Origin of the sequence: Streptomyces sp. NRRL F-5123 (assembly GCF_000721495.1) — a bacterium.
Lineage (GTDB): Bacteria > Actinomycetota > Actinomycetes > Streptomycetales > Streptomycetaceae > Actinacidiphila.
The window spans coordinates 43449-56761 of the sequence record NZ_JOHY01000013.1 but is presented as its reverse complement, the minus strand read 5'-3'; the positions used below and the strand labels follow the sequence as shown (position 1 = coordinate 56761).

General features: G+C 75.0%; 8 protein-coding genes. 5 read left to right on the top strand and 3 right to left on the bottom strand.

The window, feature by feature from the left end:
- The 3 genes from IH54_RS0115255 to IH54_RS41635 all read right to left on the bottom strand — a co-directional run bounded on the left by IH54_RS0115255 (position 1) and on the right by IH54_RS41635 (position 6037).
- Entirely contained in the window at positions 1 to 756 is a 756-nt protein-coding gene (locus IH54_RS0115255) for a (5-formylfuran-3-yl)methyl phosphate synthase (RefSeq protein ID WP_031516986.1), read from the bottom strand.
- A gap of 281 nt (positions 757 to 1037) precedes the next feature.
- Entirely contained in the window at positions 1038 to 2606 is a 1569-nt protein-coding gene (locus IH54_RS0115250; protein WP_052397466.1) for an alkaline phosphatase family protein, read from the bottom strand.
- Positions 2607 to 2656: 50 nt separating this feature from the next.
- Entirely contained in the window at positions 2657 to 6037 is a 3381-nt protein-coding gene (locus tag IH54_RS41635; protein WP_159011855.1) for a hypothetical protein, read from the bottom strand.
- A 508-nt stretch (positions 6038 to 6545) separates the two neighbouring features.
- On the opposite strand from IH54_RS41635, the gene IH54_RS0115240 reads away from it, so the two are divergent.
- From IH54_RS0115240 to IH54_RS41630, 5 genes are all read left to right on the top strand, one after another.
- Positions 6546 to 7295: an alpha/beta hydrolase gene (locus tag IH54_RS0115240; RefSeq protein ID WP_031516980.1), complete on the top strand. Its 750-nt coding sequence runs from the start codon at positions 6546 to 6548 to the stop codon at positions 7293 to 7295.
- A gap of 336 nt (positions 7296 to 7631) precedes the next feature.
- On the top strand, positions 7632 to 8507 hold the full coding sequence (locus IH54_RS0115235) for an SCO6745 family protein (protein WP_031516978.1): 876 nt from the start codon (positions 7632 to 7634) through the stop codon (positions 8505 to 8507).
- Positions 8508 to 8988: 481 nt separating this feature from the next.
- Entirely contained in the window at positions 8989 to 11973 is a 2985-nt protein-coding gene (locus tag IH54_RS0115225; RefSeq protein WP_031516977.1) for a CHAT domain-containing protein, read from the top strand.
- A gap of 90 nt (positions 11974 to 12063) precedes the next feature.
- Complete coding sequence (locus IH54_RS0115220; RefSeq protein WP_031516975.1) at positions 12064 to 12483, top strand: hypothetical protein; 420 nt, start codon at positions 12064 to 12066, stop codon at positions 12481 to 12483.
- On the top strand, positions 12483 to 13205 hold the full coding sequence (locus tag IH54_RS41630) for a hypothetical protein (protein ID WP_031516973.1): 723 nt from the start codon (positions 12483 to 12485) through the stop codon (positions 13203 to 13205). The genes IH54_RS0115220 and IH54_RS41630 overlap by 1 nt, the downstream gene beginning before the upstream one ends.
- The last annotated feature ends 108 nt before the right edge of the window (positions 13206 to 13313 follow it).

Genomic DNA, 13313 nt, shown 5'->3' with positions numbered 1-13313 from the left:
TCAGCCCGCAGCGGCGACGCCGGCGGCGGTCTGCTGGGCGTGCCGGTCCATCTCCGCCCGGAAGGCGGCCACCAGGCGCGGCCGGATCCTGCCGGTGTTGCGGTCGCCGCCCTCGCAGACGGCGCCGCGCACCCCCACGATGTCCGTGCCGATCCGGGTCAGCGCGCCGAGGTCCCCGGCCTTGACGCTGCCGGCGAGCGCCGCGAGCAGGCCCGCCTGGTGGGCGAGCCGGACGAACTCCCCGCAGGCGTCGGGCGGAACGTGGTCGAACAGCCCGCTGCCGTCCTTGACCGCGGTGTCGAGCATGGCCGCGTCGGAGCCGGAGCGGCGGGCGATGTCCGGCAGGGCGAGCGGGTTGACGCAGCCGATCCGGTGGGCGTCGGCATAGCCCGAGGCGACCACGAACGCCTCCGGCCGGTAGTCCTTCACCGCCCGGACCACCCCGCGCATCACCTCGACGGCCTGGTCGGGAGTGGTGCACCCGTAGAGGCCGACCTTGATGTACGACGCCCCGGACACCACCGCGCCGAGCGCGGCCTGGGCCACCGTGCCGGGCTTGTACGGTACGTCGCCCACGGTGGCGGACACCGGCGTGCCGGCCGGGACCGCGCCGCGGATCTCCCGGATCACCCACGGGAAGTTCGCGCCGAGCGATCCCTCGTCGGGCTTCTTGACGTCCACGATGTCGAGATGCTCGGCCGCCTTCGCGCAGTCGAGGGCCTCCTCGACGCTGTCCGGGGAGATGAGAAGCAACAACGGGGACTCCTTTTCCTCGCTGGGTCCGCCTGCACGCGGCAGTGGCGCGGACGCCGCCCGGATCACGTGCGGTCTGCTCATCATCAGGGCGGCCCCCGCCGTCGGGCAGAGCGCGCGGAGGCGGGGCGGGTCACTGCCCGGACGTCCCCGCGCCCTCCCGTCGCGCCGTTCACGCCGGTCCTCGGCGGCAGCGGCGCCGCAGCCGCCGAGACCGCGGCGCACCCCCGGTTCCCGCACCGCCTCCCCCGCGGCACCTGCAGCCGAGGAGGTGGGGTCCGGGGTCAGTGCCGGGCGCGGGGCATCTCCTGCGTCGCTCCGGGCACCTGCGGCATGGGCTGGGTGGCGGCCTCCGCCTGCGCGTTGACGTTGGCGAGCCGCGCCTCCTCCCGGAACTCCGGGTCCGAAGGCGCCGGCCTGGCGTCGGTGCGGAAGACGCCGGAGAGGTCGCCGAAGGTCTTCCGGCGCCACCGCGTGATGGCGTCGAAGGTGACCGGGCCCTTGCCCGAGAGCCCGCCGGCCGCGGTGACCGACTCGATGAGCCGCAGCGGTGAGGTGTGGTCGGAGATCTCGGAGAAGATGTGGCCGCCGACGGTCCACGGCGACACCACGATGCACGGCACCCGGAAGCCGGCGCCGACCGGCAGGCCACCGCCGGGTGTGCCCTTTGGCGACGGCAGGCTCACGTACTCCTCGGGATACGCCCCGCGGTCGGGGACGGGCGGCGGGACGTGGTCGAAGAAGCCGTCGTTCTCGTCGTAGTTGATGACGAAGACCGTCGAATTCCACAGTTCCTCGTTCGCCGCGAGGGCCTCCAGCTTGGAGGCGAGGAAGTACGCGCCCGCGGCGGGGGTGTTCGGGGGGTGCTCGTCGGACGCGTAGGGGCCGTCGGGGAAGAGCCAAGTGACGTCGGCGAGGGTGCCGTTGGCGCAGTCCTCCTCGAAGCCGAGGTAGGGCGTGCCCGCCAGGGTCGGGTTGAGCGGGTCGCCCACGCCGCCGGGCGTGCCGTCGCCGAACAGCGTGCCGTTGAGCCGGATCCGGTTGTACAGCTCCGCCGGGACGAGGCCCGGCTCCTTGAAGTTGGCCCACCAGCCGAAGTAGTTGTAACTGCCCGAGCTGGTGTACGTCTTGACCGTGTACCCGGCGTCGAAGAGCACCTCGGCCGCCGACTTCCAGGCCAGCGTGTTGGGCTGCACCGTCTCCAGGATCGGGCCGCCCTGCTTGCCCTGCGGGTCGTTGGTGCCCGACATCCAGATGGCCCGGTTGGGGTAGGTGGGCCCGAGCACCGAGCAGAAGTAGTGGTCGAGCAGGGTGAAGTTCTCGGCGAGCGCCCAGTGGAAGGGGATGTCCTCCTTCTTCAGGTAGCCCATCGTGTAGGAGCCCTTCACGTCGCCGTCGGAGGCGAGGTGGGACACCAGCCAGCCGTCCATCGCGCCCTCGTTCCAGGCGGCGTGCTGGTCGCGCCAGTCGTGCGAGAGCGACGGCACGGCGGCGGCACCGGTCTTGACGGTGTCCATGTGGAAGGGCTCCAGCCAGCCGTCCGGGTTGGCCGGGTCGGGCTGCTGGAAGACGGAGTTGCCGTTCGGCAGCTTGACGGCCTTCTTGTCACTGAAGCCGCGCGCGCCCGGAAAGGTGCCGAAGTAGTGGTCGAAGGACCGGTTCTCCTGCATGACGTACACGACGTGCTTGATCTGGGAGAGGTCGAAGCTGCGCCGGTCGGCCGAGGCGGCGCGCGCCAGCTGCGCGGGCAGCACGCCGGACATCCCGGCGGCGGCGGCGATCGAGGCCGCCCCCGCGATGAAGGCGCGCCGGGAGGTGCCGCGGCTGCTCGATGGGGTGTTCTGGTCGGGCATGCGGGTTTCTTTCCTCGTCATGGGGTCGGGGTCGGGGCCGGGCCTGCTGTTCAGCGGGCGATGCCCAGGACCTCGGCGATGGCGCTGTTGGTGGTGTCGGCGATGTACAGGACGCCGGTCGACAGGTCGACCGCGACGGCGTACGGGGTGTTGAGGTGCGAGGCGGCCGGGGCCTGGCCGCTGCTCTCGCCGCCGGCGGCGGGCGCGGCGGCGTTGACGACGGTGGTGATGACGCCGTCGGGGGTGACCTCGCGGACCGCGTTGTTGAAGGTGTCGGCGATGAAGAGGTCGCCCGCGCTGTCGACGGCCACGCCCTGCGGGACGTTGAGCTGGGCCTCGACGGCGGGGCCGCCGTCGCCGGACCAGCCGCCGCGGCCGTCGTTCTCCGCCTTGTCCTTGGCGTAGTCGCCCGCCACCGTGGTGATGGTGCCGCGCTTCGCGTCGACCTTGCGGACGACGTTGTTGGACGCGTCGGCGATGTAGACGTCGCCGTGCCCGTCGACGGCCACCCCGGTGGGCATGCTCAGCTCCGCCTTGCGGGCCGTGCCACCGTCGCCGGCGTATCCGGCCCGGCCGCTGCCCGCGAAGGAGGTGATCTTGCCGTTCGGCAGGAGCTTCACCACACGGTTGTTGAAGGTGTCGGCGATGTATACGTCGCCGTCCGCGTCGACCGCGACCGCCTGCGGGTGGTTCAGCGACGTGCTGGTCGCCACCCGCTGCTCCTGGCCCACGAGGCTGGAGGCGTCCCCGGCCTCCCCGGTGCCCGCGACCCGGTGGATGACCCCGTCGGGGGTGATCTCGCGCACCACGTTGTCGGCGCTGTCGGCGACGAAGAGGTCGCCCTTGGCGTCCACGGCGGTGCCGCCGGGCTGGTAGAGCGTCGCGCCGGTGGCAGGACCGCCGTCGCCGCTGAGGCCGGAGCCCTCCAGCGAGCCGGCGACGACCTTGCTCTGCCCGTTCGCCAGGGCGGCGATGACGTTGTCCCCGGTGTTGGAGGCGTAGACGACGCCGCCGGCCGCCGAGACCCCCGCCGGGCGGTAGAGGCCGCCGGCGGGCGGCAGCGGCAGGCCCGTGGTCGGGTCGATGCGGACCTCGCCGCCGCCGCTGGCGTCGTAGGGCAGGGTCTGCAGGATCGGGCCGGCCGGCCTGGTGGTGTCGCCGATGACCAGGCTGAGGTCGTCGGCCTCGCCGTTGTTGTCGGCGCCGGTGTTCACCGCGGTCATGGTGATCTTCAGGACGACCTTGACCGCGCCCGCGGGGACGGTCCCGTACCAGGCCTGCGGGACGAGGCCGGAGAGGCCGGCACGCTGGTTGGCCTTGACCGGACCGATGCTCGCGACCGTCAGCGTCCTGCCGCCCCCGTCCCGGAAGTCGGCGGTCACCACGGCGTTGTCGTTCTGCGTGGCGTAGCCGCCGAGCAGGCCGGAGAGCTTGAAGGACTTGCCGGTGACGTCGCCGAGCGGGCCGAGGTCGATCGGCTGGGTCTGCGTGGTGGCCACACCAGCGATCGCGTTCTGGGGGTCGTGGCCGCCCCAGAAGACGCGGCTGCCGGTGCGCGCGGGCGGGTAGCTCGACGGCGCCTGGGCGTACGACTCGGCGACCGCCCGGGGAGCGGGCAGCGGGGAGGCGCTCGCCCAGCAGTCCGGTACGGACACCGACGCGTCGCCGGGGGCACCGAACCACACGTCGGAGGTGAACTCCTCCGCGCCCGGGTTGGAGACCAGGTTCTGGTCCAGCGCCGGGGTCGCCGGGTCGGGGCAGTTCGGAACGCCGCCGTGGGTGCCGGAGGTGAGGTCGTAGTTCTGCGCGTGGGTGCCGGAGGAGGTGGGATCGATCACGAAGCCCAGGTCGTCGGCGATGCCGTTGCTGTCGCTGCCCGCCGAGATCGCGGTGGCCGAGACGGTGATGACGACCTCGGCCGTGCCCTTGGGCAGGGTGCCGAGCGTCTGGGTGGGCAGCATGCCGCTGTCGGCGGGCGCGCCGCCCTTCGCCGCGAGGTAGTCGGCGGCCGCGACCCGCTCGGTCTCGGTGATCGGACCGATCTGCGCCACGGCCAGGGTGGTGCCGGCCGCGTCCTCGAAGGCGGCCTGGACCACGGTGAAGTCGCCCTGCGTCGAGTAGCCGCCGAGCTGTCCGGAGAGGGCGAAGGGGTGGCCGCCGGCGTCCATGCCGCTGACGTCGACGGTCTGGGCCGCGGTGGTCGTCACGCCCTGGATGTCGTTGCGGAAGCCCGGGGCCGGGGTGAAGCCGGGGTTCGCCGCCGGGGTCGCGCTGGAGTTGGTCCCGCCGAAGAAGTACCGCGATCCCTCCAGGCCCGGGTACGGGCCCTTCTGGGCCCTCGACTCCACGACCGCGTCGGGCGAGGGCAGGTCGCCGTGGCTGGTCCAGCACGCCGGCACCTCGACGGTGGCGTCCGCCTGCCCGGGGTGGGTGGCGCCGGCGCCGGTGCCGTACGGGTAGGCGACGGAGACGTGGTCCTCGGCGCCCGGGTTCGAGATCAGGTTCTTGCCCGCGCCCGTCGCGGCGGGGTGCGGGCAGGTGCCTGACCGGTCGTAGTCCTGGCCCGCCGGGGCGACCGCGCCGTCGCCGACGACGAGGCTGATGTTGTCGGCGTTGGCGTCGTTGTGACCGGCGCCGCCCATCGTGAAGGTCAGGGTGACGACCACCCGGGTCGCGCCGTCGGGGACGGTCCCGTAGTGGCTGCGCGGCAGCATGCTGGAGGTGTCGCCGCGGTCGGCCGCCAGTACCGGGCCCAGCGTGGTGACCGCGGGGCGGGAGGTGCCGTCGTCGACGGGGTTGCCCTCGGAGTCCTCCCACGTCGCGCTGACGGAGGTGGCGTCGTCCTGGTTGGCGTAGCCGCCCAGGCTCGCCTGGAGCGCGAAGCGCCTGCCTGCGGCCTCCCCGAGCGGGGCGAGGTCGATCGTCTGGGTCGCGGTGGTGACCGTGCCGGTGGGCGCCTTGTCGTTGGCGCTCTTGCCGCCGTAGAAGTTCCGCGTGCCGGCCTTGCCGGGGTAGGAGGCCGCGACCACGCTGGCGATCTCGTTGGCCGCGTCGGTGCCGGCGACGGTGGAGGTGAGCGACCAGCAGTCGGGCAGGAGCACGGCGTCGGGGTCCGTGACCCCGCTGCCCGCGGCGGTGCCCGCACCGCCGGGAAGCTCCCCGCGGGTCGTGGCGTACTCCGCGCCCGGGTTGGAGATCAGGTTGGCGTCGAGCGCGACGCCCGCGAGCCCGGTGGCCGTCGAGCAGTACGCCGACCCCGTGAGGTCGTAGGACTGCGGGGACGCCGTGAACGGCGTCGCTCCCGTCGCGGCGCCGGCGGACGGCAGCCCGACGATCGCGAGCCCGGCCGCCACCACCGCGACGGCGACCTTGCGCTGCGTCCTCCCGCCCCGCAGGCGCCTGCGCCACTTGCCCAGCCCGTTCAACGCCACCGTGCCGCCTTCCGCTCGCCGAGTGCTGCCGGTGAACCGGCAAGCGGCGAACAGCGCCGGATGTCCCGGGTGCGTTCGCCCTGGCGTACGTTCTGCGGCCCTGGTGAACGGGCGTCAAACGTGCGCCGATCACAGCGTGTTGGATCGGCGAACGGTTCAGCCGCGGAGACACTCCGCCGACCGTGTGACCACGGATGACGTACCCGCACGGCCGATCCGCCGCCCGCACCGGCGGGGCCGCCGGATTCACCGCGCCGGACGCACCGGTCCGTCCGGGCGGAAGCCCGGACCGCCGGCGACTCCACAGGCACGGCCGCGCCGTCCGGCACTGCCGTGGCATCCCCGGCGGGAATCGCGGTGCGGGCGGCAGCCGTGCACCTGCCGCGGCAGCTCGAGCACCGCGTCTGCCGAGCGCTTGCCGTGCGACGGCAGGTCACGACGGCCGCCCCGGCCCTGCCGCCCGACGAACCGGTTGCGGCACCGGCGGTGCCTCTGCCGGCATGCGTGCATGCGTATGACGTCGGAAACCGTCGCCGACGGTGTCCGCGAGCAGCTCTTCACCATCGGGGAGATACCCGGGGTGCTGTGGACGCCCGCCGGGGGCCCGGGCCCCCGGCCGCTGGTGCTGATCGGGCACGGCGGCGGCTCGCACAAGAAGGGCTGGGAGGTCGTCTCCCGGGCCGTCCCCTACGTCACCTCCTGCGGCTTCGCGGTCGCCGCGATCGACGCGCCCGGGACCGGCGACCGGCCCGAGCACCCCGAGGTCCGGCGGCTGGTCGCGATCGTCCAGGCGCGGGAGGCGGCCGGCGAGCCCGTCGGCCCGGAATGGCGCGCCCTCTGCGAGACCGTCGCGTCACAGCTCGTGCCCGACTGGCGGACCGCTCTGGACGAACTCCGCACACTGGACTGCGTCGGCGACGGCGGGCCCGTCGGGTACTACGGCCTGTCGGCGGGGGCTGAGACGGGCATCCGCCTCGTCGCGGACGAACCGCGGGTGACGGCGGCCGTCCTCGGCCTCGTCGGAAGCGAGTGGCTCATGAGCACCGCGAGGCGGATCACCGTCCCGGTCGAGTTCGTGCTGCAGTGGGACGACGAAGGAAGTCCTCGGGATTGCGTCATGAGGCTGTTCGACGCGCTCGGTTCCACCGAGAAGACCCTGCACGCGAACCCCGGCAGCCACTTTCGCGTCCCGTCCTTCGAACTCGACAGCTCCGTCCGGTTCTTCGCCCGGCACCTCGGCGCCGCGGGCGGTTCCTGACGCGGCTCGCCGGAGCGGCCCGCTGCCCGCCGTCGCCTTGCCGCTCCCGTGAACCGTCCCAGGAGACACGGCCTGCTGCGGGGTAACGGCTCGCGACAGGCGCCGCGCAACGCGGTCCAGGTGACGCGCCGCCCCTTCGCCGTTCCCGGCGGGACGGCGTCCGTCAGCCGGTCCGGGTGACCCGTCGTGTTCGTGCGCCGGAGCGGTCCACCGGTCTGCCCGTCGGTGGGGGTCCGCGGCCGCCGGGCCACGTGCGGGCGGCAGTCCCGCCGGGCGTGCGTCGTCGCCCGTCGGCGCCCCTCCTCACCCCGCCTGTCGCCTTGTAATCTGATCCGCATGACGGACCCCCGGGCCGGCCGCCGCTGCCACAGTCCCCTCAACGCCCTGCACGCCGCGGTGTACTTCTCGCCGGAGTTCGACGCGGAGATGACGGACCTCGGTCTCCCGGCGGCGACCGGCGCCCCCTTCAGCGCCGGGGGCTACTTCGGCGCCCGCGCCGCCGCGATGGGCGCCGTCGGACCGGGCACGGTGACCGCGACCTTCTTCAACTTCAGCCCTGCGCTGATCGCCGAGCACGTGCCGGCGGTCTGGGCCGTCGCCACGCCCGGGCAACTGCTCGCGGCCCGGCTGCGCGCCGCCGACAAGCTGCTGCGCCGGCTGCTGGGCGACGAGGTGGTGGCTTCCAAGGAGATCGCGGAGGCCGCCGAGCTGGCCCGGCACGCCGCCGCGGGCTGCGACCGTGCGGGCCGCCCGCTGGGGGCCGCGGAGGCGGACCAGCCCGTGGCGCGGGAGCCGCATGTGGCGCTCTGGCAGGCGGCGACCGTCCTGCGCGAGCACCGCGGCGACGGGCACGTCGCCCTGCTCACCCACGCGGGCCTTGACGGGCTGGAGGCTCTGGTGTCCCACACCGCCTCCGGCCGCGGCTTCACCCCGGCCTTCGCCCGGGCGACACGCGGCTGGAGCGAGAAGGAGTGGTCGGCGGCCGAGGAACGCCTGCGGGCCAGGGGGCTGATGGACGCGGACGGCGAGCTGACCGAGGCCGGGACGGCCCTGCGCGCCGATCTGGAGCACGGGACGGACCGCCTGGCCGCCGCGCCCTACGACCGTCTGGGGGCGGCAGGGGTCGCGCGCCTCACCGACCTCGCGGGCGGACTGGCGGCGACGGCGCTGAGCAACGGCGCCTACCCGACCGGGATCTTCGGCAGGGGCTGAACGGACACGGTTCCCGCCCCGGCGGGCAGCGCGGGGCGCGGCACTCCGGGAGACCACGGGCGCGGTTACCCGCGGGCCCGTGCCTGCTCGTGGCAGCCTCTGTCCGCGTCCTGACGGCGGCATGCGGTCTCCGCCTCGCTGCGGTCGAGGAGACCGGTCACGGCGACCGCGTCCACGCCGGGAAGGGCTGGACGCACCAGACCGTCGGCCACGAACGCCGTACGGGGATCTCCTCCTGCGGGTCACGAACGACGGCGCCCCGTCGAGCAGTCGCAGCCCTCGTCGCCGCAAGCGCGCTGTCCCCTCCACGACCCCGTCCACACCCCCGCCGTCCGGGGGGGGGCCGGCAACGGCGAGCGCGACCGCTCCGCTGCCCTTGCGGCCTGCCACGCAGACCGGTGGACTCCGCGCGCGGGGTGGCCCGCTGACGGGATCGCCGATACGGGCCCCGCCGCGTGCGGACCGGCGGCACACTGCACTGGTGAGCCGATCCGCACGCCTGGCCCTGGTCCCGACCCTTCCCGTCGGCTCCCCCGCGGTCCGGCTCGTCCTTGTGGCCGCGGCCGTGGTGGTGCTGGTGGCCTGCGTGTCGAGCCGGTCGGCGCGGGAGGCGTGGCGGTGCCTGCCCCCGTTGCGCCTGGTGTGGTGGGAGGCCGTGGGGGCCGTGGTGTTCGCGGCCGCGGCCGCGTGCATCGCCGGGGTGCGCAACGGCGGAGCCGACGTCGTCGGGGGCGTCAGGCTGTTCTGGACCGCCGGGGTGTCCGTCCGTCCCTGGTTCTTCGCCGGCAGCCTGCTCACCCTGCTCGTCGGGTGGCTGGTCTGGACGCCGCTGATGGGGGTTGTCCTCCCTCGCTTCCTGCATCTGGTGACCGCCTGGCCGGCGCTCTCCCGTGCCACCGGCCGGGGGGATGTGCCGGCGGCGCGGAAATGCCTCGAACGCCTGCACCGGCAGGCCGGGGTCCCACGCCCCGACGGCTGGTTCCGCTCCATCGCCCTGAACCTGGAAGCCATCGCGCTGCTGGAGCACGCCTCCCGCACCGACGACCGCGCCGCGGTGGACACCGCCCTCGCAATGGCCCGCGAGAGCACCGCCCTGCTCGACCGGCACGGCGGGCTGCTCGTGCGGACGATGACGTACGCGGCGCAGGACCAGCTCGCCGAGGCGCTGCAGTTCCGCCATCTCGACGTGCACAGCGTCCAGGCCGTCGACGAGGTGATCGCGATCCGCCGCATGCTGCGCGCCGCTCCCTGGCCGGGAGGTGCGCAGAACCTGATGGACCTCAGCGAGGCCCACGCCGTCCGCTACCGGGAGTGCGGGGAAGGCGCCGACGCCCGGGAGGCGCTGGCCCACGCCAGGCGGGCCGCCCGGCGCCCCTCGCTCTCGGGACGCCGACGCGCGCTGCGCGCGCTCCTGCTCGCGAACCAGTACGCGCTCGCCTTCGACGCCGATCCGGACGCCCCGGCCGCCCTGGACGCGGCTGTCGTGGCATATCGCAGGTCCCTGCCCGTCCTCGGCGGCTTCCGGGGCAGGCGCGGCCGCGCGGACCTCGCCCGCGCACTCCTGCGGCGTTCCGAGCTGGTCCGGCACCCGCCCGGGCAGGCGGACGCGGACCGCGCCGAAGCGATCGGGCTGGTCCGGCGGCTCGTCGCGGAGACCGATGAGGGAACGCGCGAACGGGCGCAGCACGAGAGCCTGCTGGCCCTTGCTCTGATCGAGGAGTTCGAGGCGGCCGAGGGCAGCGCGGGCACGGTGATGCACGAGGCGGTGCGGCACCTGCGCTCGGCCGCGCGCAACACGGACGCACTGCCGGCCGACCGCCTGGAGGCGGCCCGCGCCTGGGGCGTGCTGGACGCCGCGGCCGCCATGGCGGTGGCGACGGCGTCGCCCGACGACGGATCCGGCTTCTCCGGGCCGGAGGCGGCGCACGCGATGTGGTGCAGCGCCGCCGACGCCTACGAACTCGCGGTGTCGCTGCAGGCGCTCGCCGTCTGGCGCGGCATCGCCCCAGCCGACCAGCGGCGCCTGCTGTCGAGGTGGAGCGAACTGGCCGTCGACGCCGCGGCCGTGCACGTACGGGCCGGGCGGCCCGAGCGCGCCGTCGAACTCCTCGACCAGGGGCGGGCGGTGATGTGGTCACAGCTCCTGGAGCTGCGCTCCACGGAACCGGCCGCGCTGCACTCGGCCGATCCGGCCCTGGCCGCACGGCTCGACACGCTCCGCCGCGCGCTGGACGCGCCGCCCGCCGGGCGGCACGGCGAGGAGTCCGCGGCGGACGTCGAGCGGCGCACCGCGCTCGCCCGCGAGTGGGACACGCTGGTAAGGGACCACGGACTGCTGCGCACGGCGGAGTACGGGGACCTGCGGGCCGCGGCCGCGGAAGGGCCGGTGGCCGTCGTCAACATCAGCGACTTCGGCTCCCACGCCCTCGTGGTGACCGCCGCCGGACCGCCGCGCGTCGTGCCGCTGGACGCCGTGGACCGGGACACCGTCGCCGGCGCGCTGGAAGCACTCGCCGCCGCCGAGGAACGGCTCGTCCGCGCGCACGCCGCCCGGCGCGACGCCCTCGGCTCCCCTGACCCCGCCGAGCAGGAGCGGACCGCCGCGCTGGTGCTGCGCGCGGAGATCCGGCGGTCGCGCGCGCTGCTGCGGATGCTCGACTGGCTCTGGGAGGACATCGCCCGGCCGGTGCTCGCCGAGCTGCCGGAACTCGCGGTGCCCGGGGAGCCCTTGCCGCGCCTGTGGTGGTGCCCGACGGGACTCGCGACCTACCTTCCCCTGCACGCCGCCGGCTCCCGCAAGGGCGTACCCGGGCAGAGCGTCCCCGACCGGGTCGTGCCCTCGTACGCCCCCACGCTCACCTCACTGATCCACAGCCGCAGACCGTACGGGGACGGCGAACCGCCCGCCGGCGACCTGCTGCTGGTGACCGTGCCGGCGCCGGACATCCCGGAGGTGGAGCGGGAGGCGCACCTGGTGGCACGGCGGCTGGACGGCGTCCGGCGGCTGGACGGCCCGGCCGCGACCGCCGAGGCGGTGGGCGACCTGCTCCCCCGGTACCGCTGCCTGCACGCGGCCTGCCACGCGGTGGCGGGCGAGGGCCTGCGGCTCAGCGGCGGCACGCTCTCGCCCTCGCACCTGTCCCGGATCCCCGTCGGCAGCGCCGAGTTCGCCTTCCTGTCGGCCTGCGAGACCGCCGCGCCGGACCCGCAGATCCCCGACGAGGCGGCACACAGCGCCGCCGTGCTGCACTTCGGCGGCTTCCGCCAGGTCGTCGCGAGCCTCCAGCCCGTCCGGGACGCGACCGCCGCGCAGGTGGCGGACGCCGTCTACGCGGCAATGACCAGCGACGGGCGGCCCGTACCGGCCCGCGCGGCCCGGGCCCTGCACGCGGCGGTCGGCGAACTGCGGCGCGACCGGCCGGGATCGCCCGGCGTGTGGACTCCGTACATTCATGTCGGCGGGTGACCGGGAAGGCGGACGGTCCGTGCGCGGAACGAACGGAAGGCGGGCCGGGCCGGGCGGCCGTCCCGGTGCGGCGACAGCAGAGGGAGACAGATGACCGGGGGATCGGGGCAGGCGCCGCCGGACGGGGACGGCGCGGCCGAGAGGCGCGCCCGTTCCTGGCTGTGCGTGCACTACGCGGAGCTGCGGGCGGACGCCGAGGAGGACGGCTTCCTCGACGACTTCCAGGACGCCGTGGACGGCGTGCGCGGCGGGGGCAGCGCCCTGGCCGCGCTGCGCGCCCTCGGCCACGATCCCGCACTGGGTTCTGCCGCGCGCGGGGCCGAACCGGTGGGCTCCTCCTTCCTGTGGAGCGCCCCCGACGTGCAGAGCGCCTTCCGGTGCCCGCGCCGGACCGGCCGGTGCTCGGCGAGCGTCCGCCGGGACCCCTCCGGCGCGTGGCCCGAGTGCCGGCTCGACCCCGACTTCCCGGACGGGGTGCCGATGAAGCCGGTTCGGGAGGCCGGTCGCTGATGGAGGTCTTCCTCGGCGAGGTGGGCAAGAAGCTCACCGACCGCTGGCTGACCCGGATCGTCCTGCCGGGCGTGCTCTTCGCCGCCGCGCTCGCCCTCGCCGCGGCGCCGGGCCGGGCCGGCTCCTTCGACGTCACCGCCGCCGTCCGGTGGCTCGACCGGCTGCGGGCCGACCGGTACGCCACGCCCGCCGGGCGGATCGCGGCGCTGGTCGCCGGGCTGCTCGTCGTGACGGCCCCCGCGCTGGTCGCCGACCGGTTGAGCCGCGTGGTGGTCCGGACGTGGCGGCTCCCCGCCATGAAGGTCGCGGGTCCGCTGCGCGACGTGGAGCAGCGGGTGCGGGCCCAGCACGGGGTGTCCATGGCCCTCGTCTGGCCTCGGCTGTGGCAACTGGCCCCCGACAGCGCCCGGCAGGACGTGCAGGCCGCCTGGACCGGCTACTCGGGGGCCGCGCTGCGCACCGCGTGGGCGGTCCCGTACGCGGTGGCCGGCGCGTGGCTGCTGTGGTGGCCCGGGCCGGTCGTCGCCGCGGCCCTGCTGGCGAGCGGCTGGCGGGCGGGGCTGAGGGGCGCGGGCGTGCTGGGCGAGACGATCGAGGCGACGGTGGACACGGGACTGAACGGCCTCGCGGCGGCACTCGGTGTCCGGCTGCCGCACGGCAGGGTGCGGCCGGACGAGGGCACCGAGATCGACGAGCTGCTCAACAAGGGCCGCAGGCCCTGAGGCAGCGCCGGGACCGCCGCGCGCCCGGTTCTGCGGCCAACCGGGCTACGTGCGGCCACTTCCGTTTCGAAAGTGACCTTTCACCCGGCTTCGTCCCGTAATACTCCT